Origin of the sequence: Halarchaeum acidiphilum MH1-52-1, from assembly GCF_000474235.1 — an archaeon.
In the GTDB taxonomy this organism is placed as follows: domain Archaea; phylum Halobacteriota; class Halobacteria; order Halobacteriales; family Halobacteriaceae; genus Halarchaeum; species Halarchaeum acidiphilum.
The window spans coordinates 26,612-49,968 of the sequence record NZ_BATA01000010.1; the positions used below are offsets into that span (position 1 = coordinate 26,612).

Genomic DNA, 23,357 nt, shown 5'->3' on the forward strand with positions numbered 1-23,357 from the left:
TCTACGTTTTCGCTCGCGTCGTCCCCGACTATCGCCGTTCGCGTCCGCGATCGCCCCGTCGGGCCCCTCTCCTCTCAGGGGAGCGCCCTCCTCTCGGGGGAGCGCTACTCCTCGGGGAGCGCGTCGCGCTCGATGGTCGTACCCGCGCCGTGGAGCGCCGAGCGGATCGGCTCGTCGGCGTTCGCGTCCGCGACGACGACCGAGGGCGCCCCGCCGCGCAGGGCCTCCTCCGCGGCCATCACCTTCCGCCGCATGAACCCCTCCGCGGCCGTCTGGAGGGCGTCGTACTCGTCGGGCGTCGTCACGCGCTCGATGAGCGTCTCGGAGTCCTCGGGGTCGCGATACACCCCCTTCGTGTCCGTGAGGAGCACGAGGTCGGCGTCGAGGGCGCCCGCGACCGCCGCCGCGGATCGGTCGGCGTCGCTGTTGACGGGCGTGTACGAGCCGTCGTCCTCGACGCCGAGCATCGGCACGGACGCGACGGGCGTGTAGCCGCCGTCGAGGAGACGGGTCAAGAGGTCGCCGTTGACCGCCTCGATGGTCCCCGAGTGATCGCCGCGCTTGATCTTCTTCTTTCCATCCTCGACGACGCGCACCGCGGACTTGCGCGGCCCCTTCAGGAGTCCGCCGTCGACGCCGGAGAGACCGACCGCGTCCACGCCCTGATTCTGCAGGCCGGCGACGAGATCGGTGTTCACGACGCCCGGCATCGCCATCTCGAACGCCTCCATCGTCGCCTCGTCCGTGAAGCGCCCGACGACGCCGCCCGGGGTCTCCACGTACTCCGGGTCGATGCCGAGGCGCTCTAGGATCTCGTCGACCATCGTCGAGCCGCCGTGGACGACGACGACGTCCTCGCCTGCTCGCGGCTCGTCGCCGCTCGCGTTTCCGGTCGAACGCCGTTCGACCCCCTCGTCCGCGAGCGCCGCGACGTCCGCGAGCGCGCCCTCCGGGTCGACCGCCTTCGCGCCGCCGATCTTGACGACGACCGTCACGCGGACCACCTCGCGTGGTCCGCGTGACCCGGTCGGATCCGCGAGTCGACGATCTCGCCGACCTCGACTGACTCGTGTAGATCCAGCTCCGCACCGCATTCGGGGCACTCCGACATACCCCCCGCTTCACACAGGGGCTACTTAGCTCTCCCGCGCCGCTGTTCCGGTCACTCGCCGCGTGCGCGTGCCTCCGTCCGTCGCGGGGCGCCCCGGCGCGCCGCCGCGAGGTCGTCCGGCGTGTCGACGCTCAGGAACGGTCCGGCGCGCTTCATCGCGACGATCTCGGGCGCGAGGAAGGAGACGGCCTCGTGCATCGATCCGCCGCCGCGCGAGACGACGGTCTCGAAGGCCTCCTTCGCCGACTCGACGCCGTAGACGCCGCCGAACGGCTCCAGCCGCCCGTTCGCGCGTGCGACCGCGCCGCGCTCGTCCGCCGCCTCGAACAGCGACGCGATCACCCCCGCGTCGAGGAACGGCTGATCGCACGCCACGACGAGCGCGTGATCGGCCGTCGTCGTCCGGAGTGCGGTCAGCGCGCCCGTGACCGGTCCCGCGTCCGGCGAGGGATCCGTCTCGAAGCGCGCCTCCGGCACGACGCCGGCAAGCGCCGCCGAGAACGACGCTCGCTGCTCCCGTCGGCAGTTCACGATGAGTCCGTCGACGTGCGGCGCGAGCGCCGTCGCGACCGCTCGAAGCATTGGCTGGCCGCCGACTGTCGCGAGCGCCTTCTCCGCCGGCCCGAAGCGCGTCGAGCGTCCGCCCGCGACCAGCACGCCGATCCGCATCAGTCCGAGGCCTCCCCCGCGGTGTCCGCGCTCGCGTCCGCCCGGCCGGTTTCGGCCGCTTCCGCGGCCTCCGCGCGCGGGACGAGACGCGCGGCGCACTGCTTGTAGTTCGGTTCGTCGGAGCGCGGGTCGACCGCCGGGAGCGTGAGGCGGTTCGTCGCCGGGTGGTGGATGGAGAGCCACGCGACGCCCGCGGGAACGGCCGGATCGGTCGCGACGACCGCGGCCGCCGACCCGCGGCGGGTCTCGACCGCCACGCGGTCCCCGTCCGACGCGTCCGCGGGGTTCACCCGTACTGTCGGGACGGCCATCTCGCCGCCGCGCGAGCGCACGCCCGTGTTGTAGCCGTCGCTCTCCCGCCCCGTGGTGAGCGTGAGCGGGTACGCCTCGCTCGTCGCTCCGGGAGGTCGTCGTCGGGCGCGCCCGCCGAGAAGTGCGCCCGCCCGTCCGCGGTCTCGAACGTCCACCCGTCGCCGTCCGCGTAGCGGTAGTCGATCGACGTCTCGGGGTCCGGCGCCGGCCAGCGCACCGCGCCCCGCTCGTCGAGGCGGTCGTAGGAGAGTCCCGAGAGGTCCGCGGGCGTCCCGGCCGTCAGTGCCGCCATCTCGTCGAAGACGTCCTCGGGGTCGGGGTGGCGCTCGAAGGTGTCCGGACGGACGCCGTTGGCGACCGTCGCGATGAGATCGAGGTCGGTGCGGACGCCCGGTGGGAGATCCGTCACCGAGCGCACCCGCGAGACCGCGCGCTCCATGTTCGTCGTCGTCCCCTCGCTCTCGCCCCACGTCGCCGCCGGGAGGACGACGTCCGCGTACTCGACGGTCTCCGTGTGGAAGGCGTCCTGCGCGACGAGGAAGACCCCGTCCAGCTTCTCCGCGGCCCCGTCGGCGTCCGGCAGCCCCGCGGCCGGATTCGTCGCCACCGACCACAGCACCTCGACGGGGTCGCCGACGTCCTCGATCAGTCCGACCGGACCCGGCCCCGAATCGTCCGGGAGCCGATCGACGTCGATCCCCCACGCCTCCGCGACGCGCGAGCGGGCGGCCGGATCGCCGAAGTCGCGCATGCCCGGCCATCCCCCCTTCGACGAGCAGACCCGCGTACCCATCGAGTTCGCCTGTCCCGTCAGCGAGAACGGTCCCGACCCCGCGCCCAGATTGCCGGTCGCGAGGCAGAGATCGATCAGGCGCCCGACGTCGCCGTCCCGCGCGTGCTCTGATTGACCCCCATCCCCCAGTAGAGGAGAGTCTTCGCGTCGAGCGCGGACGCGAGCGCCTCGACGTCCGCGCGCTCGACGCCCGCCGTCTCGCAGGCCGCATCGACGCCCGGGAGGTCGTCGCACGCGTCGTCGAAGCCCGCCGTGTGCGCCTCGACGAACGCCTCGTCCACGCGACCGGTCTCGACGACGTGCGCGAGCACCGCGCGGGCGAGCGTCAGATCCGCGCCCGGATCGGGCTGGACGTGGACGTCCGCGGCCTCGGCGCTCTCCGTCGCCACGGGATCGACGACGATCAGCTCGCCGTCGCGCGCGCTGTCCGTCACCCACCGGAAGAGCACGGGGTGCGCGACCGCCGGGTTCGCCCCCCAGACGACGTGGCTCCCGGCCTCGGGGATGTCCTCGTAGCTGCACGGGGGCGCGTCGCTCCCGAACGCGTCGTAGTACGCGGTCACCGCCGAGGCCATGCAGAGCGTCGTGTTCGCGTCGTAGTAGCGGGTCCCGATGGCGCCGCGCGCGGCCTTCCCAAGCGCGTACGCCGCCTCGTTGGTCTGCTGGCCGCTCCCGAGCACCGCGACCGAATCGGGATCGCGCTCGCGCGCCGTCCGCAGCCGCTCCGTGACCTTCCCGAGCGCGACGTCCCACGTCGTCGGCACGAGCTCGCCGTCGCGGCGGACGAGCGGGCGCGTGAGGAATGTCCCCTCCGGATCGGACGTCTCGCTCACGCCGCGCTGACACGCCAGCCCGCGGTTCGTCGGGTGCTCCGCGTTCCCGCGGACCGAATCGACGCCGTGGCCGAGGTCCGCGCCGCGCTGGAGGTGTCCGCACCCGACCGCACACCGCATACACGTCGTCGGCACCCAGCCCGTCACGGCCGCCCACCCGCCAGCGCCGCATCGATCGAACTCCCGCCGCTCATCGAAACGTTCGTCCTCTTTCTCATTGGTAGTACCCTAGGGTTTTCCGTATATCAATTTACTCGTTGACGTTCGTTCGGAAAATGGAGGTCGAGAACGAGATGTCGTGAATGGTGGTCTGTGATCCCCCTCCGTGCGGCATTCCAGCGCGGCGCGCGACGCTTTTGTGAGTCGGACGCCGAAGTGGTGACGTGTCCGATACCGCCCGTCATGCGCTCGTCGATCCCGCGCTCGCCGAGGCCGCGGCGTTCGTCCGCGACGCTCGCGATCGGCGGGCGTTCTGCACGCTCCTCGGCCGCTGTCATCTCGCCTACGACGGCCGGACGCGCTCGCACGCCGGACCCGCCGACCGCCTCGTCGCGCTCAAACCCGACCTGACCCTCCTCGTCCACGCCGCCGACGGCCCGACGCCGCAGAACCGTCTCGCCGCCGACGGCGTCGACATCGAGCGCGACGACGAGGCCGTTCGGCTCGTCGCGACGCGCGAGTCGCCCGACGAGGAACTCGTCGTGGCCTTCGAGTCCATCGCTCGCGCGAGCGCCATGCCGGTCGAGAAACGCGACGCGGACGTCGAGGTCTCGGGGACCGAAGCCGACCTCAAAGAGCGCGTCCTCGCCGATCCCGCGCTCGTCGAGGACGGCTTTCGCGCGCTCGCGACGGAGCGCGACACGTCCGCCGGCCCGATCGACGTCTTCGGACGCGACCGCGACGGCCGCCCGGTCGCCGTCGAACTGAAGAAGGGCCGCGCCGGTCCCGACGCCGCGAGCCAGTTGGCCAGATACGTCGACGCCCTCGAACGCGACCTGCACGCCGACGCCGACGTCCGCGGCGTCCTCGTCGCGCCCTCGTGCACCCCGCGGACCCGCCGCGTGCTCGCCCGCGACGGCCACGAGTTCGTGAGCCTCGAACCCCCACGAGAATGACCGCGGCCGCGTGGCTTCAGCGCCGGCAGATCGCCGTCTAGGCCGCTCGCCGTCACGCGGCCGTCGTCACGCGGACGCTCGTCGCGGATCGACGGCTCGCCCTCGAACGCGTCGTTCCCGCCCTGCTCCCCGACTAGTGGATCTCTCGCTGGAGGCGATTCAGCGTCGTCAGCGCCTCGATCGGCGTCATCTCCGCGAGGTTCAGATCCGCTAACTCGCCGAGCACGTCCGCGCCCGCTTCGGCGCTCCCGCCGTCCGCGGTGGCGCTCGCGTCCGTCGGCGTGTCTTCGCCTCCACTCGCGCTCGTGTCGATGTCGATCGCGTCCTCGCGTCCGCGTTCGCCGCGCGCTCGGCGACGACGTCGCGCGCCCGATCGACGACGCCGGGCGGCACACCGGCCTGCTTCGCCACTTCGATGCCGTAGGAGGCGCTCGCGGCGCCCTCGGCCACCTCGTGGACGAACGTCACGTCGTCGCCCTCGCGCGCCGCGCGGAAGTGGAGGTTTCGCGCGCCCGAGAGGTCGTCAGCGACGGCCGTCAGGTCGTGGTGGTGCGTCGCGAACAGCGTGTACGCGCCCACGCCGTCGTGCAGGCGCTCGGTGACGGCCTGCGCGATCGCGTAGCCGTCCGCGGTGCTCGTCCCCCGGCCGACCTCGTCGAGGACGACGAGCGAGTCCTCCGTGGCGTCGCGCAGGATGTCCGCGAGTTCGGTCATCTCGACCATGAACGTCGAACGCCCGCCCGCGATGTCGTCGCTCGCGCCGACGCGCGTGAACACCCGATCGACGAGCGGCACGCGCGCCGAGCGCGCCGGCACGAAGCTCCCGAGTTGAGCGAGCACCGCCGCGAGCGCCGCTTGGCGCATGTACGTGCTCTTCCCGCTCATGTTCGGTCCCGTCACGACCGCGAGCGGTGTCCCCCGGGTGAGCGAGAGGTCGTTCGGCACGAACGACTCCTCGGTCCGCTCGACGACGGGGTGACGCCCGCCCTCGATCTCGAAGCCGTCGGCGCCCACCACGGGCCGGCAGTAGTCGTATCGCGCCGCGACGTCCGCGAGCGAGCAGAGCGCGTCCACGGCCGCGAGCGCGTCCGCGACCCGCTGGACGCGTTCGGCGGCCTCGCCGACTTCTCGTCGGACGTCCCGGAAGAGGTCGAGTTCGAGGTCGTCCGCGCGCGCCGACGCGTTCAGGATCTCCTCCTCGCGCTCCTTCAGCTCGGGCGTGACGAAGCGCTCCGAGTTCTTCAGCGTCTGGCGGCGCTCGTAGTTCTGCGGGACGCGATCGAGGTTCGGGTTCGTCACCTCGATGTAGTAGCCGTGCACGGAGTTGCGCCCGACCTTCAGCGAGTCGACGCCGGTGCGCTCGCGCTCCTGCTCTTCGAGGTCGTCGATCCACTGCTCGCCCTCGCGGCGCGTGTCGCGCAGGTCGTCGAGCGTCTCGTCGTAGCCGTCAGCGATGATGCCGCCCTCCGTCAGTTCGCGCTCGGGATTCTCGCGGATCGCGCTCTCGATCAAGTCGCGCACGTCGTCGAGACCGTCGAGGCGCCCGCGGAGATCGCAGAGTAAGTCGCTCTCCGCTTCGGACAGCTCGGCCGCGACGTCCGGCACGACGTCGAGCGTCGCCTTCAGCGAGCGCAGGTCGCGGGCGTCCGCGCGCCGGCGCGACACCTTCGAGATGAGGCGTTCGAGATCGTAGACGTCCGCGAGAGCGCTCCGCAGGGCGTCGCGAGTGAGCGGATCCTCGGAGAGTTCGCCGACGGCGTCGTGGCGCGCCTCGATCCGGTCGCGTCGACGAGCGGGCGACGGAGCCAGTCCTTCAGTCGACGGCCGCCGAGCGCGCACGCCGTCTCGTCGAGGACGTCTACCAGCGCCGTGCCCTCGCTCCCGTGGACGCTCCGGCGCTCGAAGAGTTCGAGCGAGCGCAGCGCCACGCCGTCGAGCACCATGTACTCGCGGGGATCGTAGCGCGTCAGGTGCGTGAGGTAGTCGAGGCGGTCGTCGTCGCCCTCGCCCCCGCGGGTGTACTCCGCGTAGGCGAGTAAGGCCCCGCAGGCCCGCACTTCGGCGTCGCCGCCGAGGTGTGCGTCCGGCGCGCCGAAGTAGTCGGCGACGCGCTCGCGCGCCGCGTCGAACGCGAACGCACCGGGATCGTGCTCGGTGACCATGCAGTCGTCCGCGAAGGGTTCGTCCGACGCGTCCGGCCCGACGATGGCCTCCGCGGGATCGAAGCGCGCGATCTCGTCGCGCACCGTCGCCTCGGCGTCCGTTCCGGTGGCGACGAAGTCGCCCGTCGAGACGTCGAGGAACGCGATGCCGTATCCGTCGTCCCCCCGGGTCAGCGACGCGACGAAGTTGTTGTCGTCCGAGCGCAGGAGTTCGGACTCCGTGAGCGTCCCGGGCGTCACGACGCGCGTCACCGAGCGCTCGACGATGCCGCTCGCCTCGTCCGGGTCCTCGACCTGATCGGCGACCGCGACGCGATACCCGGCCTCCAGCAGGCCCTCGATGTAGGAGGCCGCGCTGTCGATGGGGATGCCCGCCATCGGGTAGCTCCCCGTCGAGTCCTCGCGCTTCGTCAGCGTGATCTCGAGGATCCGCGCCGCCGTCTCCGCCGCCTCGCAGAAGAGCTCGTAGAAGTCCCCGACCTGAAAGAGCACGAGCGAGTCGTCGTACTCCGCGCAGAGGTCGTGGTACTGGGCCATCATCGGCGTCAGCTCCTCGCGATGCTCGGCCATCGCCGCCGGTGGTCCCAGAGCCGCGTCCATACCCACAGTTCAGCGCGCCGGCCCGGAAATACCCATCGCGTCGGGCGACGACGTCGCCCGACTGGCCCGCGAAACGGTCACGTTTCGCGGCCGCCGTATCAACCCATCCGCGCTCGACTACCCGGTCTCCGTGCCGGTGCCGTGGTACTCTTGCGGCCGCGTCGCCTTTCTCGCTCATGGCCGAGACCATCACCGTCTTCTCGGACTACGTCTGTCCGTTCTGCTACCTCGGGCGCCGCTCGCTCGCCGAGTATCAGGCGTCGCGCGAGGAGGAACTGGAGATCGACTGGCACCCCTTCGACCTCCGCTCGAATCAGCGAAACGAGGAGGGAGAGGTCGTCCGCGAGAGCGGACACGATGACGACTACTACGAGCAGGCCCGCGAGAACGTCGAGCGCCTACGAGAGGAGTACGGCGCGGACGAGATGGCGACGACGTTCGCGGGCGACGACGTGGACTCCCTCGACGCGCAGGTCGCCTCCTACCACGTGAAGGCGGCGTACGACTACGAGACGTGGCTCGACTTCGACGAGGCCCTTTTCGAGGCCCTCTGGGAGGACGAGCGCGACATCGGTGACGTCGACGTCCTCGCCGCGATCGCTGACGAGGTCGGGATCGACGCCGACGAGGTCCGCGACGCGGTGAGCGACGAGACCCTCCGGGAGGAGGTGACGGCGTCGTTCAGCGAGGCCCACGAGATGGGGATCACGGGCGTCCCGACGTTCGCCTACGAGGGGTACGCGGCGCGCGGTGCGGTCCCGCCCGAACAGCTCCGACGGCTCGTCGAGGGCCAGTAGCGGGAGACGGGGCTGAGACCCGATATACGCGGGGTTTTCGCCCCCCGTCGCGAGACCGCGAACGGATCCCGTCGCCGCCGAGGCGACGCGTGGCCGGAACAAACACACATCATACGGAAACAAATCTTTTCGGTAGGGAAAGTAAGACACGGCAGTATGGGAATAACATCGGTCGTTTGGAAAAGCGATCGGTATGTTTATGCCCACAACGCGTGATGATTCGCGTACGCACATGACGGTCAGAGACAATCACGAGTGGTGGCCGGACCACCTGAAGGTCGAACTCCTCGACGAGCACGCCGGGGACGTCAGTCCGTACGACGAGGACTTCGACTACGGCGAGGCGTTCGAGTCGCTCGACCTCGAGGAGGTGAAGTCGGACATCGAGGAGGTCATGACGACCTCGAAGGACTGGTGGCCGGCCGACTACGGCCACTACGGCCCGCAGTTCATCCGGATGGCGTGGCACAGCGCCGGCACCTATCGGACGAAGGACGGCCGCGGCGGCGCGGCCGGCGGCCGACAGCGTCTCCCGCCCATCAACAGCTGGCCGGACAACGTCAACATCGACAAGTCCCGCCGCCTGCTCTGGCCGGTCAAGCAGAAGTACGGCGACGCGCTCTCGTGGGGCGACCTCATCGTCCTCACCGGGAACGTCGCGCTCGAATCGATGGGCTTCGAGACGGTCGGCTTCGCGGGCGGCCGCGTGGACGACTTCAAGGGCGACGAGGCCGTCGGCTGGGGTCCCGAGGAGGAGTGGGAGACGACGTCCCCCGACCGCTTCGACACCGAGGGCCACCTCGAACACCCGCTCGGCAACACCGTGATGGGTCTCATCTACGTGAATCCCGAGGGCCCGTACGGCGAGCCGGACGTCGAGGCGTCGGCGACGAACATCCGAGACACCTTCTCGCACATGGCGATGAACGACAAGGAGACGGTCGCGCTCATCGCCGGCGGCCACACCTTCGGGAAGGCGCACGGTGCCGACGACGGCGACCACCTCGGTCCGGAGCCCGAGGCCGCGCCAATGGAAGAGCAGGGTCTCGGCTGGGAGAGCGACTACGGCGAGGGCAAGGGTCCGGACACCATCACCAGCGGACTCGAAGGGCCGTGGACCAGCGCGCCGACGCGCTGGGACATGGGCTACCTCAACAACCTGCTCGAGCACGAGTGGGAGCCCCACAAGGGTCCCGGCGGCGCGTGGCAGTGGCAGCCGAAGGGCGAGGATCTGGAGGAGACCGTTCCGGACGCGCACGAGCGCGACGAGAACGTCACCCCGCTGATGTTCACCACGGACATCGCCCTCAAGCACGACGACGACTTCCGCGAGATCCTCGAGGAGTTCCACGACGATCCGAACGAGTTCCAAGAGGCGTTCGCGCAGGCGTGGTACAAGCTCATCCACCGCGACATGGGCCCGCCCGAGCGCTTCCGCGGTCCCGAGGTCGCCGAGGAGGCGAAGATCTGGCAGGACCCGATCCCGGAGGCCGACTACGAGATCGTCGGCGTCGACGAGATCGCCGAACTCGAGGAGGCCATCATCGACTCCGACCTCACCATCTCCGAGCGCGTCGAGACCGCGTGGGCCTCGGCGTCGACGTTCCGCCACAGCGACAAGCGCGGCGGCGCGAACGGCGCTCGCGTCCGCCTCGAACCCCAGCGGAACTGGGAGGTCAACGCGCCCGAGCAACTCGACTCCGTGCTGGAGACCTACGAGGAGATCCAGTCCGAGTTCAACGCCGAGCACGACGAAGTACAGGTCTCCATCGCGGACCTCATCGTCCTCAGCGGCAACGTCGCCGTCGAGCAGGCGGCCGCGGCCGCCGGCCACGACATCGACGTCCCCTTCGAGCCCGGCCGGCGTGACGCCACGCAGGAGCAGACCGACGTCGACTCCTTCGAGGTCCTCGAACCCGAAGCGGACGCGTTCCGCAACTACCTCGGGGACACCGACGAGTACGACGGCAAGCCCGAGGAGCAGATGATCGATCGAGCCGAACTGCTGAGCCTGACCCCGTCCGAGCTGACGGTGCTCGTCGGCGGCATGCGCGTCCTCGATGCGAACTACGACGACTCCGATCTCGGCGTCCTCACCGACGAGCCGGAGACGCTGACCAACGACTTCTTCGAGGCCCTGCTCGGCATGGATCACGAGTGGGAGGCCGTCGACGATGACGAGGAGGTCTTCGAGCTTCGCGACCGCGAGACGGGCGACGTCGACTGGAAGGCGACCCGCCTCGATCTCATCTTCGGTGCGAACGCCCGGCTCCGCGCCGTCGCTGAGGTCTACGGCGCCGCGGACGGCGAGGAGAAGCTCGTCGAGGACTTCGTCGAGGCGTGGAGCAAGGTCATGACGCTCGACCGCTTCGACCTCGACTGACGCCACACACCGGGGTCGCACACGACCCCGACGACCGCTCCGACCCCCCGATTCCCCCGCGATCGTGCCGTCCTCGGCGCGGTTCGAACTCGCTTCCCGCGGTAACACTTTTCCGTCTCTCGCCGATACTGTCGTCCCGAATCGGTCGTGATCGATCTCTCATTCGCCCGCGTCGAGGCGGCGCTCGAAACGCTCGCCAGACGCGCCGGCGTCGGTCGACTCTGCCGCCCCGAGCGCGCCGTCCGCGCGACCGAGTTCGGTGCCGTCGGTCTCTCGGGGGCGATCCTGAACGTCGCCCTCCTCTACGTCCTGCTCGGCGACACGCCGTACGTCGCCGCGGCGTTCGTCGCGTTCTTCGGCGGCGCCACGTGGACGTTCGCGCTCAACAGCCGATACACCTTCGACGCGACCGACCGTCTCGTGCAGCGTTTCGTCCGCTATCTCGGCGTCTGCACGCTCGGGTACGTCGTCTACACCGTCGTCCTCATCGCCGGCCTCCGGTGGCTGGCGTTCCCCTACTGGCTCGCGTCGCTCTCGGCCGTGACCGGCGGCGGCGTCTGCAACTTCCTCGGGAGCGAGTGTTACGCGATGGCGACGTAGGGCAACGGTTTTTCGCCCCGCGAGCCACGGGACGCGTATGGAGAGCGACCTACAGGACTACTGGGGCGTCGGCCCGAAGACCGCCGCGCTCCTGACGGACGCGCTCGGCGAAGCGGACGCGATCCGCGCCATCGAGTCCGCGGACGTCACCGCGCTCGTGGACGCGGGCGTTCCCGCGGGGCGCGCCACCCGCGTCCTCCGACGCGCGAGCGACGCCGGCGACGCCGACGTCTTCGCGACCGACGACGCGCGCGACGTCTACGACCGCGTCCTCGACGTCGCCACGTCGCACGCCCTCACCGAACGCGCACGCGACCGCATTCGCGTCCTCGCACCGCTCGACACGCACGCGGCCGCCGAGCGTCGACTCGACGAGGTCGAGGCCGCCGTCACCACGTGGACCGAGTTGAGCGACGCCGAACGCGACGCGGCCGTCGCCGCCTTCGAGGAGCACGAGAGCCGCGAGGCCGGCGATCTGGCCGCCGTCGAGACCGCGCTCGCGCTCATCGAGACCGGTCTCGACACCGGGACGTTCGCCGCGTTCGCCGATCTCGATGCCGACGCGCTTCGAGACGCCGCGGCCGCCCTCCGCTACCGAGAGGGTGACGACGGGGTCGCCGAGGGGTACGACGACCGCCTCGACGCGCTCCGCGAGCAGGCGGTGGCCGTCGAGCGCCTCGCGACGGACGCCGTCGCCGTCCTCGACGACGTTCGAGCGGGCGACCTCCGCGGCCCGGACGCCTTCCGCGAGGCCGTCGTCGAGCACGTCACGGAAGCGACGGGCGTCGAGGCGGCCGCCGTCCGGGAGCACGCCGCGACGGAGGCGACCGATGCCGCCGACTTCGTGAGCACGACGCTTCGCTCGCTCGCCGACGCGCGCCGCGAGGCCGCCGCCGAGCGCGAGGCCACCGTCCGCGCCGATCTCGACGCGGCCGTCGAGGCGGCCGAAGACGACGTCGAGCGGGCCGCGGACGCCGTCCCGGACGCCGCCTTCGCCTGCTCGCTCGCGCGCTTCGCCATCGCGTCCGACCTGACGCGGCCCGAATACACGGACGACGCGGCGCTCGCCGTCGTCGGCGCGCGCAATCTCGGACTCCTCGCCGACGGCGTCGCCGTCCAGTCCGTGACGTACGCCCTCGGCGACCACGAGTTCGCGGGGCCGCCCGCGGGCGACCGCGTGAGCGTGCTCACGGGCGCGAACTCCGGCGGGAAGACGACGCTCCTCGAAACGCTCGCCGAAGTGGCGACGCTCGCCTCGCTGGGACTGCCCGTCCCCGCCGAGCGCGCGCTCGTCGGCGACTTCGATCGCCTCGTCTTCCACCGCCGCCACGCGAGCTTCAACGCGGGCGTGCTGGAGACGACGCTGCGCTCCGTCGTCCCGCCGCTCGCGAGCGACGGCCGGACGCTCATGCTCGTCGACGAGTTCGAGGCAATCACCGAACCCGGGAGCGCCGCCGACCTCCTCCACGGATTGGTCTCGCTCACCGCCGACAGCGACGCGCTCGGCGTCTACGTCACCCACCTCGCGGACGACCTCGATCCCCTCCCCGGCGTCGCGCGCGTCGACGGCATCTTCGCCGAGGGGCTCTCCGACGAACTCGCGCTCGAAGTCGACTACCAGCCCCGCTTCGGCGTCGTCGGGCGCAGCACGCCGGAGTTCATCGTCGAGCGCCTCGTCGCGAACGCGGACGGCGCCGAGCGCGCGGCCTTCGCGACGCTCCGCGACGACGTCGGCGGGGAGACGCCGGCCGAGGACGACGACTGACGCGCGACGCTTCGCGGCGCCGCCGCTACGTGGCGTGAAAAGACGAAGCCGGTGAGAACCGGAACCGGAATCAGAACCGGAACCGGAACCGGAATCGAAACCGGATCTACTTCTTACGGCGCTTCCCGCCGTTCTTCGAGGGGCGGGTGTGCTCGGTGCCCTTGCCGCGCTTGCGGAGACCGCGGCCCTTGCGGCCGGCGGAGGTAAGCCCGCGGAACGCGCGGTTCGTCTGACTCTCGTTCGCGATCCACCCGAGGTCGTCGTCGTTGACGATGGCCGGGTGCTCCGGATCGAGGAGGATCACTTCGAACCACTTCTGCGAGCCGTCCTCACCGACCCAGTAGGAGTTGAGCACGCGGAGGTTGCGGTACTTGCGCGAGGAGCGCTCCTCGGAGATGCGCTGGAGGTTCTTCGCGCGACCGATGCGGTTGACGCCCTGTCGCTTCGTGCGGCGACCGGCCTTGTGGCGCTGCTGGCGCGCGGTACCCTTGCGGACGGAGACGCGCGCGACGACGACGCCCTGCTTGGCCTTGTAGCCGAGTTCGCGCGCCTTGTCGAGGCGCGTCGGGCGCTCGACGCGCTCGATGGCGCCCTGATCGCGCCACTCCTGCTTTCGTTGCCACTGCAGCTCGGCGAGTTTGCCCTCGCCGGGCTGCTTCCACGCGTCCTTGATGTGGGAGTAGAAGCTTCGTGCCATAGTGTGTTCCGCGGGCGCTTGCGATTCAGTGCGCGACGCGCACCACATGTCGTCCCGTCACGACGGGATCGTCGCGGCGGGTGCCCGTCGGGCCCGCACCGACGAGTTATCCCATCTACCGTCGTGGCGGCTTTAACGGCTTCGGAACGCGCGCGGCCACGGTCCCGCCGCTCGCGACGACGGGTGCGGGGGAGGAGCGGGGAGCGTGCAGCGGGGATCGGGACTCGGACGTCAGTGGAGCGACGTGAACAGATCCCGGAGTCGGTCGAGCGCGGACGCGTTCTCCGCGGGCGCGCTACGCCGGGTAGTCGCGGACGCTCGTGAACGCGTCGTCCGCGACGGCGTCCGCGATGGCGTCGTCGTCGGTGTCGGGCGTCGGGTTCGGGTATTTCCGCCGGAAGTAGGAGACGATGTTGCGGACGTCGCGCCCGAGGAACTCGCGGGCGTTCTCGTGGTCGGTGGGGACGGACTGGGGCCAGTCGAAGAGGACGATTCCGTCCTCGCGGACGAAGACGTTGTACTCGCTGATGTCGGCGTGGACGTACCCCTCGCGGTAGGCCGTCGCGATCTCCCGCAGGATCAGATCGAGGACGCCGACGACTTGGCCCGCTTCGAGTTTCGCGCGGTTGAGTTCGACGCCGTCGACCTTCTCCATCACGATCGCGTGACGGTTCTGATCGATCGGGCGCGGGACGTTCACGTCCGGGTAGAGCGCGTGGAGCGCCTCGTGCTCGCGTTCGGCGGCCTTGCGGGCCGTGTAGAACCACGAGACGTGGTCGTTGTCGCTCGTGTAGTCGCGCTCCTTTTGCACCTCGCGGAAGTTCGTGTACCCCTCGCGGTGGAACTTGAGCGCCATCGGCTTGTACGACTCCACCTCGAAGACGTCGCTCTCCTTGCCGACGCCGAGCGGCGCGCCGAAGCCGCTGACGGTCTCGCGCTCCGCGAACGCCTTCAGCGCGAGGACGTCGTAGCCCTCGAAGGTGAGCCGGAATCCCTCGTACTGGATGGTCTGACGCTCGACCAGTCCCCGGTCTTCCACCCGATCGAGGCGGTAGTCCACCTCCTCCGCGGTGAGTCGGGCGAAATCCGGGAGCTTCTCGCGCGCCACCCACTCCGAGAAGCGCATCCCGTGTTCGACCCCCGAGAGGAGGTTGAAGTCCTCCTGTTCGAGGGCCGCGACGTCCTCGGCGACGTTCCGTACCATCTACGGGAACGTTGGGTCGCACGCGATAAAAGCCCCGCGAGACGGGTGACGAACGAGACGGGCGACGCACGAGACGAGCGACCGGCAGGGGAGACGAAACGGGTCTCGTCCCGTCACCGGGGGGCTTCCAGTTCGTCGAAGAGGTCCGCGACGCGCGCCTCGATTTCGTCGCGGATGCGCGCGACGGCCTCGGGGGTCTGTCCGTCGGGGTCCTCCAAGTCCCAGTCGCGATTCTCGCCCGCCCAGCCGGCGGGACAGACGTCCTCGGCGGAGCACCCCATCGTGATGACGTAGTCCGCGCTCCGGATCTCCGCGAACGTCACCTCGCGGGGCGTGCGGTCGGCGATGTCGATGCCGACCTCCCGCATCGCCGCGACGACCTCCTCGTGGACGTGATCGGCCGGGTCGGTGCCGCCCGTGACGAGTTCGATTTCGTCCGCGAGGCCGCGCGCGGCCCGCTCGCGTTCGGCGAAGGCGTACGCGATTTGGGAGCGGCCCGCGTTCTGCACGCAGACGAGCGCGAGGGTGGTCGTCATCGGACGACCCCCGAGCGCGCGTGCAGAGCCAGTGAGGCCGCCGGTCTCACGCTGTTCTGCACGCAGACGAGCGCGAGGGTGGTCGTCATCGGACGACCCCCGAGCGTGCGTGCAGAGCCAGCGGCCCGCAGCGTCGAGCGGTACGAGGCGACCGGGACGCCCAGTTCTGCACGCAGACGAGCGCGAGGGTGGTCTCGGTCGATTCCGCGGTGAGTGTCTCAGTCTCTGTCACATTCGTCACGGCTGTCAGTCGTCGGTCGGTGTGAAGGCGGTTCGATCGCCGTCGGTGTCGAAGAGTCGGCCCTTCGTCGCGAGGGCGACGCGGACGAGCGCGAGCATCACCGGCACTTCGATGAGGGGACCGACGACGGTCGCGAGCGCGACGTTGCTGCCGATGCCGAAGACGGCGACGGCGACGGCGATGGCGAGTTCGAAGTTGTTGGAGGCGGCGGTGAACGCGAGGCTGACGCTCTCGGTGTAGTCGAAGCCGATCAGGGCGCTGACGCCGTAGGCGATCCCCCAGAGCGCGACGAAGAAGACGAGGAGCGGGATCGCGATGCGGACGATCTGTTCGGGGTTGGAGACGATGTAGTCGCCCTTCAGCGCGAACATCACGACGACGGTGAAGAGCAGGCCGAGGAGGCCGAGCGGTCCGATTCGCGGGATGACTCGGCCGTAGTAGGTCTCGCGGCCGACGGTGCGGAAGGCGACCCGTTGGGTGAGATAGCCGAGCGCGAGGGGGAGACCGAGGAAGACGAGCACCATCTGGGCGATCAGCCCCATCGAGACGTCCACGCTCGTCCCGCGGAGGACGGTGAGGAAGAGGAAGGCGTAGGGGACGAAGAGGACGATCTGTAACAGGGAGTTGACGCCGACGCAGACGGCGCACATCTCCTGATTGCCGGCCGCGAGTTCGTTCCAGACGAGCACCATCGCGATGCAGGGTGCGATGCCGACGATGATGAGGCCGGTGACGAGGTCGGGGGAGCCGCCGAGGAAGAACGTGGCGAGTCCGTACATGAGGAAGGGGGCGACGAGCCAGTTGAACGCGAGCGTCAGCCCGATCTCCTTTCGGGCGGTGCGGGTGACGCGCGGGATGCGCCCGTAGTCGATCTCGGCCATGATCGGGAAGATCATCACGAACAGGCCGATAGCGATGGGGAGGCTGGTGCCGTGCCACGTGACGGCGTTGAGGGCGTCCGCGACGCCGGGGACGAACTGCCCGAGCGCGACGCCGAGCACCATCGCCAGCCCGATCCAGACGGTGAGGTAGCGATCGAGGACGCCGAGGTCGTCGCTCACGCGAGCCACCTCCGGTGGCGAGTGTGAGTCAGCCAGCGGGCGGATCTGGCGCGATTCACGCGAGACCACCCGGTCGAGTGTGAGTTAGCCGGAGTGACTCTGGCGCGATTCACGCGAGACCACCCGGTCGAGTGTGAGTCAGCCGGAGTGACTCTGGCGCGATTCACTCCGCGCCCACCCCCTCGTCTGCCGTCGAGAGGAGGTCGTTCGCGAGCGGCGTCGCGGTGTAGTAGCGCCAGTTCCCGTCCTTGCGACGGGCGGCGAGACCGGCGTCGACGAGGTCGGCGAGCGCGTGGCTGACCGCGCTCTCGCTGACGTCGACGAACGATTCGAGCTCGCAGACGCAGAGTTCGTCGCCGCTGACGGTGAGCGCACGCGCGAGCCGATAGCGCGTCTCGTTGCCGAGGACGGCGAAGATCGGTCGCGCGTCGTCGTCACCGAAGGCGTCGTCGGCGAGGGTGCCGAGTTCGCCGAGTCGCCGCTCGACGTCGGCGTCGCAGCAGTCCTCCAGCCGGTCCGCGAGGAGCCGGCGGATTCGGTCGGTCGTCGTTGCCATCGACACTACTTGAACTGCGTATCAGATAGTGGTTCCGGTATGAATTGGTGTTCAGATAGGGTGGCCCTGCCACGGAGAACGGTTCTCACCGCTCGATACCCGTGCAATCGGCCGCGCAGTCGCGGTGAACGTCTCCGGGGTCGTCGATCGCGGCCTCACGAGGACGGGTGTGCGCGGCTGTTCGAAACGCGCGCGAAGCGGTTCGAAACGACCGTCGGCCGCGAGTCGCAGGACGCGATCGGTCTCGCGCGTCGATGCGAGACGGGGGACGGCCGCTCACTCCGTTCGTCCGTAGCGATCGATGTAGTCCGAGGTGTGTTCGGCCAGCCGTTCGAGCGCGCGCTCGTCGGCGGCGTCGAAGCCCCCGCCGTCCCCGTCGGCGACGCAGAGCATCCCGATGCGTTCGCCGTTCGCCGCGGTCACCGGCGCGCCGGCGTAGAACTCGATTCCCGGCCCGACGCTCGCGCCGCGCGCGTCCGCCGCGAGGTCGGCGACGACCAGCGTTCCGGTTCCGGTGATCCCGTGCGCACAGACGGTGCGATCGCGCGCGCGCTCGTCCATCTCGACTCCCTGCGCGGTGACGACGGTCTCGGTTCGCTCCCCGATGAGTCCGATGAATCCCACCTCGGCGTCGACGCACTCGCGGGCCGTCGCCGTCATCCCTTCGAGGTGCGCGCGGAGCGTCGAATCGCCGAAGTCGTGCGCCGCGAGCGCGTCGAGGCGCGCGGGCTCGTTCGCGGGTACGGGATAGCCGACCCACTCGGACTCGACGGCGGTCCGGAGCGTCTCCACCGCGGCGTCGCGGTCGGTCTCGTCGTCGGCGACCACGCAGGCGGTCCCCGTCTCCCGGACCAGCGCGGCGAGCGCTTCGCTCCGGGCGACGGCCGCGTCGGCGAACACGGCGTCGACGCCGTCGAGCGCGCCGTCGATCTCGTCGATCGGCGTCCGCGTCACGTCGAGTCCGTCCACGTCCCCCAACGTGAGACCGGACTGATCGTCCGTGTCGGCCGTCACGTGGACGACCGAGAGTGCCCCCTCATCGCTCACTACTGATCACAGCGTTCGTGTCCCTTGAGAACCTGTCGGCTATCGATCTTCTCTCCCCCGTCTGAATACCGCTGGTTATATTATGTCTGGGTATTATTCTCCGTGTACATCATGACGGACGACGAGATCGGCACGACGCACATCGGCAGCCTCCCGCGACCGCCCGAACTCCTCGATCTCCTGACGCAGAAGCAAGAGGGCGAGGACGTCGATCAGGAGGAGTGGGAGCGCGCGACGAGCGAGGCGACGCGGACCGTCGTCGAACGGCAGGCGGACGTCGGGATCGACGTCGCCAACAACGGCGAACAGTCCCGCGTCTCGTTCAACTGGTACGTCAAGAACCGTCTCAGCGGTATCGACGGGACGCGTGAGACGGAACTCTGGTCCGACCTGCAGGACTACCCGGAGTACGCCGACGAGACGTTCCGGACGGACGTCATCGACCTCACCGAACACCCGGTCGTCACCGGCCCGCTCGAGTACACCGGCCACGAGGAGGCCGAGGCGGAGATCGGTGAGTTCCAGTCCGCGATCGACGACCTCGACGTCGCCTTCGAGGACACGTTCATGACCTCCGCGTCGCCGAGCATCGTCACGTCCACGCACGTCAACGACTACTACGACGAGTACGACGACTACCTCGCTGACGCCGCCGACGCGATGCAGGAGGAGTACGAACTCATCGCCGACGCCGGTTTCACCCTCCAGATCGACGCGCCCGAACTCCTCACCGCCGGCCAGACGGAGGCGTTCGAGGACGCGCCGCTCTCCGACATCAAGCAGGCGACGCGGCGCCACGTCGAGGCGCTCAACGGCGCCCTCGAGAACGTCCCCGAAGAGCAGGTCCGCCTCCACACCTGCTGGGGGAGCTACGAGGGTCCCGGCCACCTCGACATCGATCTCGTCGACATGCTCCCCGTCATCTACGAGGCCGACATCACCGGTCTCAGCGTCGAGCAGGCGAACCCGCGCCACCAGCACGAGTACCGCGCGTTCGCCGAGGAGCCGGTCCCGGACGGTTGGACGCTCATCCCCGGCGTCGTCGACGTGAAGACGAACATCATCGACCACCCGAAGACGATCGCGGACCGACTGGAGCGCGTCGCGAACGCCGTCGACGACGACACGCCGCTCGTCGCCGCGCCCGACTGCGGCTTCGGCACGCAGGCCGGTCTCGGAATGGTCTCCCCCGAGATCGCGTGGGCGAAGCTCGAAGCCCTCGCCGAGGGCGCCGAGATCGCGACCGAGCGCCTCTACTGATCGGGTCGCTCGCTTCGGCCGTCGCCCCGTTCGAGCAGTCGTTCGCGACGGCCGGCCGCCCGCCGCCGAAGCGCCCAGTAGCCGATCCAGAAGGCGCCGACGCCGCCGACGTAGCACGCCGAGAGCGCGACGATGCGTAGCGACTCCTCGGCCAGCGCGCCCGTGACCGCGACGACGACGCCGAGCGCGACGAGCGCGACCACGACGAGCGCGCCGTGCCCCGTCTCGTCGGTGAGCGCGCGCCCTCTCATCCCGATCCTCCGCTCTCCCGTTTCACGACGACGTTCGAGGCGCTGTACAGCGGCCTGACGATCCAGAACCACATCGGCCCGCCGACGGCGGTGACGAAGCTCAGTCCGAAGACGAGGACGAGCACGTCGCTCGTCGCCGAGCCGAAGCGCAGCGTCGAGAGCACGAGGTGGAGACCGACCGCGCGGTTGACGACGATGCTCGCGACGAGCACGAGCGCGCCGTAGACGAGCCGTCGAGGCTCCGACATGGGTTCGAGGCGTCGCTCGATGACGGTCATTCCGCACCTCCCGCGAGCGGCCACGCGCCGTTCGCGCCGCGGTAGAGGAAGACGACGCTCACGAGGAACGCGAGCGTCCCGAGATCGACGGAGTAGCGCGTCGCGACGGCGACGAGTCCCGCGCCACCGCCGAGGAGCGCGACGCCGGACGCGAACAGCGGTGCCGCGCAGCTCACGCACGTCACGAGGCCGAGCAGGCCGCCGAGCGACGCCCGCGAGACGCGGAGGACGTTCGCGTAGACGAGGGAGCCGAGCGCGAGATAGCCGACGACCTTGTACGGGACGAGGTTGGCGACGACGAGCGACGACTCGTACGTGAGCAGCGGACCCCAGCCGGGCGCCGCCCAGACGAGGTCCCAGTGCGGCGCGCTCGGGGGGAGCGTCCGAATCCCCGGGAGCGTCACTTGCAGGACGCCGGGGACGTAGAGCACCGCGAGCGTGTAGGGGACGGCGACGGCGAGCGCGAGCGCCCGATGGCGCCGCGACCCCGCCGTCGTCCGGACGGTGAGCGCGGCGAGCAGCCCGACGTTGACCCAGACGAACGGATAGACGAGGTAGCGCAGCCGCGTCGGTTGCGCGGGCGTATATCGGAAGTAGAGGTAGCTCCCGACGAGCTCGTAGAGCACGAGCAGGCCGAGCACGCGGGCGGCGCGCGAATCGAGCGCGTCCGGCATCGGGCGGCGCGGGGTGGACGTCGCCACGTCAGACCACCCCGCCGAGGACGACCGCGCAGAGCACGGTCGCGAGGAAGACGTTCGAGGCGTGGAACGACCGCATCGCGGCGGCGTCCGTCCGCTCGCGGTGCAGGCGGAGGACGGTGACGGCGAAGACGCCCGTCGCGGCGGTGGTCGCGAGCGCGAACCCGACCCCGGGGTGGGTGAGCGCCGCGAACGCGACGGTCGCGAGGAGCGTCAGCCCGAGGAACCAGACGACGCGCCGGCGCGTCACGGCGGGCCCGCGGACGACGGAGAGCATCGGATACCCGGCGTTCGCGTAGTCCTCGCGGTAGGCGAGCGCGAGGTTGTGGAAGTGCGCGGGCGTCCAGCAGAGGACGACCGCGCCGAGCGCGAGCGCCGGCGTCCCCACGTCGCCGGTGACGGCCGCCCAGCCGATGAGCGCGGGGAAGGCGCCGACGGCGCCGCCGACGAACGTGTTCCACGTCGTGTTCGGCTTCAGCACGACCGTGTAGCCGACGGTGTAGAACGCGATCGCGCCGACGCCGAGCGCGGCGGCGAGCGCGTTCCCGAACGCGACGAACGTCGCGACCGAGAGGACGAGCAGCGCGACGCCGAACGCGACGGCGTTCCGAACCGGGACGGACCGCGTGGCGAGCGGGCGGTCCGCGGTGCGCGCCATCTCGGCGTCCCGGCCGCGTTCGAGGACGTGATTGAACGTCCCGCTCGCGCCGACCGCGAGCACGCCGCCGAGGAGCGTTCCGGCGGCCGTCACGGGATCGAGGCTCGCGCCCCTCGCGAGCACCATCGCGGCGAGGGCGACGAGGCAGAGCAGCCACGAGAGCTTCAGCTTCATCAGCGAGCCGTACGCGCGGAGCCGCGGGAACGACGACGGCGCCGGTGTGACGTCCGTCGGCGTCGGTGTGGCGTCCGTCGGCGTCGGTGTGGCATCCGTCGGCGTCGATGTGGCATCCGGTTGCGTCCCACCGACCGCGGGTGCGCCCCCGAGCGCGCTCGCGGGACTCGGCGTCTCGGCCGCCCGTTCGGCGTCGAGGAGCCAGACGAGCGCGGCGAGCACGTCGAAGACGATGACGGCCGCGAGGGCGAAGTGGAGCGTCGCGTCGCTCCCGGTCCGGAAGACGACGCGCCCGACGACCACCTCGCCGGGGTAGAGGACGGCGGCGACGGCGAGCGCGGCGACCGCACGGAACGACCGGCGTTCGCGGAGCGCGGCGACGGTCGTCGCGACGAGGAGGACGGCGACGAGGAGGACGGCCGCGCGGTGGCTCCACGCGAGGAGCGACCGCCACCCCCGATGGAGGGACGGCAGGAGGCGACCCGTGCAGGTCGGCCACGTCGTGCACGTCGCCTCGGCGTTCGCGACCGCGTCGGCGGTCCCGGCGACGACGACGCCGTACAGTCCGACGAGCGTCGCCGCCGCGAGCGTCGTCGCCACCCCGTTTCGTTCGCTCATGACGTCGGAACGTAGATCAGCAGCAGTATCACGACGGAGATGCCCGCGAGGAAGTGCCAGTAGGCCTCCGCGACGCGCACCATCGTGAAGCGATGCCGGTCGAAGTGCCCGCGCGCCCGGTAGCGATAGGCGACGAGGGAGACGAGCGTGAGACCGACGAGGACGTGGACGGCGTGCAGGCCGGCGACGAAGTAGTAGCCGGCGCCGTACGCGCCCGCGGTCGGCGTCAGTCCCGCCGCGAGCAGGGACGACCAGTCGACGGCCGTCAGGGCGAGGTACGCGATCCCCGCGAGGAACGCGACCGGGAGACCGGTCGAGAGCCGCCCGCGGTCGCCCGCCCCGACGCCCGTACGCGTCCAGTAGAGGACGGCGCTCCCGACGACGAGCGCGAGCGCCTCCAGCCCGCCGAACAGCGGGTGGAGCGCGGGACTGCCGGCGGTCGGGAACGGCCCGCGCTGCGCCGCGAGGAAGAACCACGCGATGAACGCCCCGCCGAAGAGGAGCGCCTCGGAGACGATGGCGAGCAGGCCGGCGAGGTAGCTGCTCGGGACGCCGAGGAGCTGGCGTTTCTGCTCGGGGATCACGCCCCCCTCGTACTCCCCGACGCTGTACTCGCGGAGCCAGAGGTAGAGACCGGCGACGAAGACCGGGACGCCGACGATCCACTCGATCGGGTAGATGAACCCGAAGCAGATCCCGAAGATGCCGGCGCCGAGAACGAACGGCGCGGGGCTTCCGTGCGGGAACCCCTCCTTGCCCGCGCCACGGGTCGTCTCCTCGGCGTTCAGCGCCTCGACCGTCGTGTCGGTATCGGGTTCAGACATCGGCGTGCACCTCCGTGTCGTTCGCGGCCGGCGACGGCGTCGCGCTCGGCGCGACGCTGCTCACGTCTCGCTCACTCTGATCGCTCGCGCTCACTTCTCCGTCGCCCCTCGCTT

At 70.5% G+C, this 23,357-nt stretch carries 20 protein-coding genes and 2 pseudogenes; 6 read left to right on the forward strand and 16 right to left on the reverse strand.

Going from position 1 to position 23,357, the window contains the following annotated elements; all coding sequences use genetic code 11:
• Positions 1–104 precede the first annotated feature (104 nt).
• From AOZ13_RS03125 to nasA, 4 genes and pseudogenes are all read right to left on the reverse strand, one after another.
• The gene (locus AOZ13_RS03125; protein WP_021779786.1) at positions 105–995 is read right to left on the reverse strand and encodes an acetylglutamate/acetylaminoadipate kinase; all 891 of its coding nucleotides are present in this window, start codon (positions 993–995) and stop codon (positions 105–107) included.
• Positions 992–1,111: a hypothetical protein gene (locus AOZ13_RS15610; protein ID WP_020222414.1), complete on the reverse strand. Its 120-nt coding sequence runs from the start codon at positions 1,109–1,111 to the stop codon at positions 992–994. Before AOZ13_RS15610 ends, AOZ13_RS03125 begins: the two co-directional genes overlap by 4 nt.
• Before the next feature lie 51 nt (positions 1,112–1,162).
• Positions 1,163–1,780, reverse strand: a complete 618-nt coding sequence (gene mobA / locus AOZ13_RS03130) for a molybdenum cofactor guanylyltransferase (protein ID WP_021779787.1) — start codon at positions 1,778–1,780, stop codon at positions 1,163–1,165.
• Positions 1,780–3,838 (reverse strand): annotated as a pseudogene (gene nasA, locus AOZ13_RS03135) (assimilatory nitrate reductase NasA). The gene mobA and the pseudogene nasA overlap by 1 nt, the downstream one beginning before the upstream one ends.
• 263 nt (positions 3,839–4,101) lie before the next feature.
• Here nasA and nucS point away from each other — a divergent pair.
• Entirely contained in the window at positions 4,102–4,833 is a 732-nt protein-coding gene (gene nucS / locus AOZ13_RS03140; RefSeq protein ID WP_021779790.1) for an endonuclease NucS, read from the forward strand.
• 133 nt (positions 4,834–4,966) lie between these two features.
• On the opposite strand, the pseudogene mutS reads toward nucS, so the two are convergent.
• Positions 4,967–7,595, reverse strand: a pseudogene (mutS, locus tag AOZ13_RS03145) (DNA mismatch repair protein MutS).
• Positions 7,596–7,771: 176 nt separating this feature from the next.
• Between mutS and AOZ13_RS03150 the strand changes: the two are divergent.
• The 4 genes from AOZ13_RS03150 to AOZ13_RS14155 all read left to right on the forward strand — a co-directional run bounded on the left by AOZ13_RS03150 (position 7,772) and on the right by AOZ13_RS14155 (position 13,140).
• On the forward strand, positions 7,772–8,392 hold the full coding sequence (locus AOZ13_RS03150) for a DsbA family oxidoreductase (RefSeq protein ID WP_020222020.1): 621 nt from the start codon (positions 7,772–7,774) through the stop codon (positions 8,390–8,392).
• A gap of 232 nt (positions 8,393–8,624) precedes the next feature.
• Positions 8,625–10,775 carry a catalase/peroxidase HPI gene (gene katG, locus AOZ13_RS03155; RefSeq protein ID WP_021779794.1) on the forward strand — a complete coding sequence of 717 codons (2,151 nt, stop codon included), beginning with the start codon at positions 8,625–8,627 and terminating at the stop codon, positions 10,773–10,775.
• 147 nt (positions 10,776–10,922) lie between these two features.
• On the forward strand, positions 10,923–11,375 hold the full coding sequence (locus tag AOZ13_RS03160; protein WP_021779795.1) for a GtrA family protein: 453 nt from the start codon (positions 10,923–10,925) through the stop codon (positions 11,373–11,375).
• Between the two features lie 37 nt (positions 11,376–11,412).
• Positions 11,413–13,140: a DNA mismatch repair protein gene (locus AOZ13_RS14155; RefSeq protein WP_021779796.1), complete on the forward strand. Its 1,728-nt coding sequence runs from the start codon at positions 11,413–11,415 to the stop codon at positions 13,138–13,140.
• 106 nt (positions 13,141–13,246) lie between these two features.
• Here the strand turns inward: AOZ13_RS14155 and AOZ13_RS03170 are convergent, their stop codons facing one another.
• The 6 genes from AOZ13_RS03170 to AOZ13_RS03195 form a co-directional block, all read right to left on the reverse strand.
• A complete protein-coding gene (locus AOZ13_RS03170; RefSeq protein ID WP_020222315.1) occupies positions 13,247–13,837 on the reverse strand; it encodes a 50S ribosomal protein L15e in 591 nt (196 codons plus the stop codon).
• A 295-nt stretch (positions 13,838–14,132) separates the two neighbouring features.
• Positions 14,133–15,041 (reverse strand): serine/threonine-protein kinase RIO2, encoded by a 909-nt coding sequence (locus AOZ13_RS03175; RefSeq protein ID WP_020222314.1) that lies wholly within the window; start codon positions 15,039–15,041, stop codon positions 14,133–14,135.
• Positions 15,042–15,154: 113 nt separating this feature from the next.
• A complete protein-coding gene (locus AOZ13_RS03180; protein WP_020222313.1) occupies positions 15,155–15,577 on the reverse strand; it encodes an arsenate-mycothiol transferase ArsC in 423 nt (140 codons plus the stop codon).
• Positions 15,578–15,823: 246 nt separating this feature from the next.
• Complete coding sequence (gene arsB, locus AOZ13_RS03185; RefSeq protein WP_020222312.1) at positions 15,824–16,879, reverse strand: ACR3 family arsenite efflux transporter; 1,056 nt, start codon at positions 16,877–16,879, stop codon at positions 15,824–15,826.
• 163 nt (positions 16,880–17,042) lie between these two features.
• Positions 17,043–17,435, reverse strand: coding sequence for an ArsR/SmtB family transcription factor (locus AOZ13_RS03190; protein ID WP_020222243.1), 393 nt, complete (start codon positions 17,433–17,435; stop codon positions 17,043–17,045).
• Between the two features lie 276 nt (positions 17,436–17,711).
• Positions 17,712–18,482 carry a GAF domain-containing protein gene (locus AOZ13_RS03195; RefSeq protein ID WP_020222242.1) on the reverse strand — a complete coding sequence of 257 codons (771 nt, stop codon included), beginning with the start codon at positions 18,480–18,482 and terminating at the stop codon, positions 17,712–17,714.
• 111 nt (positions 18,483–18,593) lie between these two features.
• Here AOZ13_RS03195 and AOZ13_RS03200 point away from each other — a divergent pair, with 111 nt between their 5' ends.
• On the forward strand, positions 18,594–19,742 hold the full coding sequence (locus tag AOZ13_RS03200; RefSeq protein WP_021779798.1) for a methionine synthase II (Cobalamin-independent): 1,149 nt from the start codon (positions 18,594–18,596) through the stop codon (positions 19,740–19,742).
• Here the strand turns inward: AOZ13_RS03200 and AOZ13_RS03205 are convergent.
• From AOZ13_RS03205 to AOZ13_RS03225, 5 genes are read right to left on the reverse strand one after another with little or no spacing between them, the layout of a single operon-like run.
• Positions 19,736–19,993, reverse strand: coding sequence for a hypothetical protein (locus AOZ13_RS03205; RefSeq protein ID WP_020222240.1), 258 nt, complete (start codon positions 19,991–19,993; stop codon positions 19,736–19,738). The genes AOZ13_RS03200 and AOZ13_RS03205 overlap by 7 nt on opposite strands.
• The gene (locus tag AOZ13_RS03210) at positions 19,990–20,271 is read right to left on the reverse strand and encodes a hypothetical protein (RefSeq protein WP_020222239.1); all 282 of its coding nucleotides are present in this window, start codon (positions 20,269–20,271) and stop codon (positions 19,990–19,992) included. The genes AOZ13_RS03205 and AOZ13_RS03210 overlap by 4 nt, the downstream gene beginning before the upstream one ends.
• Positions 20,268–20,972, reverse strand: a complete 705-nt coding sequence (locus AOZ13_RS03215; RefSeq protein WP_021779799.1) for a DUF7546 family protein — start codon at positions 20,970–20,972, stop codon at positions 20,268–20,270. Before AOZ13_RS03215 ends, AOZ13_RS03210 begins: the two co-directional genes overlap by 4 nt.
• A gap of 1 nt (position 20,973) precedes the next feature.
• Positions 20,974–22,419: a heme o synthase gene (cyoE, locus tag AOZ13_RS03220; protein ID WP_049933774.1), complete on the reverse strand. Its 1,446-nt coding sequence runs from the start codon at positions 22,417–22,419 to the stop codon at positions 20,974–20,976.
• Complete coding sequence (locus AOZ13_RS03225; protein ID WP_021779801.1) at positions 22,416–23,243, reverse strand: cytochrome c oxidase subunit 3; 828 nt, start codon at positions 23,241–23,243, stop codon at positions 22,416–22,418. The genes cyoE and AOZ13_RS03225 overlap by 4 nt, the downstream gene beginning before the upstream one ends.
• Positions 23,244–23,357 lie beyond the last annotated feature (114 nt).

Coding starts and splice junctions, on each gene's coding strand:
- AOZ13_RS03205 (WP_020222240.1), bottom strand. CDS start 19,993: ATGAGAGGGCGCGCGCTCACCGACGAGACGGGGCACGGCGCGCTCGTC.
- AOZ13_RS03175 (WP_020222314.1), bottom strand. CDS start 15,041: ATGGTACGGAACGTCGCCGAGGACGTCGCGGCCCTCGAACAGGAGGAC.
- AOZ13_RS14155 (WP_021779796.1), top strand. CDS start 11,413: ATGGAGAGCGACCTACAGGACTACTGGGGCGTCGGCCCGAAGACCGCC.
- mobA (WP_021779787.1), bottom strand. CDS start 1,780: ATGCGGATCGGCGTGCTGGTCGCGGGCGGACGCTCGACGCGCTTCGGG.
- AOZ13_RS03225 (WP_021779801.1), bottom strand. CDS start 23,243: ATGTCTGAACCCGATACCGACACGACGGTCGAGGCGCTGAACGCCGAG.
- AOZ13_RS15610 (WP_020222414.1), bottom strand. CDS start 1,111: ATGTCGGAGTGCCCCGAATGCGGTGCGGAGCTGGATCTACACGAGTCA.
- AOZ13_RS03200 (WP_021779798.1), top strand. CDS start 18,594: ATGACGGACGACGAGATCGGCACGACGCACATCGGCAGCCTCCCGCGA.
- AOZ13_RS03210 (WP_020222239.1), bottom strand. CDS start 20,271: ATGACCGTCATCGAGCGACGCCTCGAACCCATGTCGGAGCCTCGACGG.
- cyoE (WP_049933774.1), bottom strand. CDS start 22,419: ATGAGCGAACGAAACGGGGTGGCGACGACGCTCGCGGCGGCGACGCTC.
- katG (WP_021779794.1), top strand. CDS start 8,625: ATGACGGTCAGAGACAATCACGAGTGGTGGCCGGACCACCTGAAGGTC.
- AOZ13_RS03180 (WP_020222313.1), bottom strand. CDS start 15,577: ATGACGACCACCCTCGCGCTCGTCTGCGTGCAGAACGCGGGCCGCTCC.
- AOZ13_RS03170 (WP_020222315.1), bottom strand. CDS start 13,837: ATGGCACGAAGCTTCTACTCCCACATCAAGGACGCGTGGAAGCAGCCC.
- AOZ13_RS03150 (WP_020222020.1), top strand. CDS start 7,772: ATGGCCGAGACCATCACCGTCTTCTCGGACTACGTCTGTCCGTTCTGC.
- AOZ13_RS03190 (WP_020222243.1), bottom strand. CDS start 17,435: ATGGCAACGACGACCGACCGAATCCGCCGGCTCCTCGCGGACCGGCTG.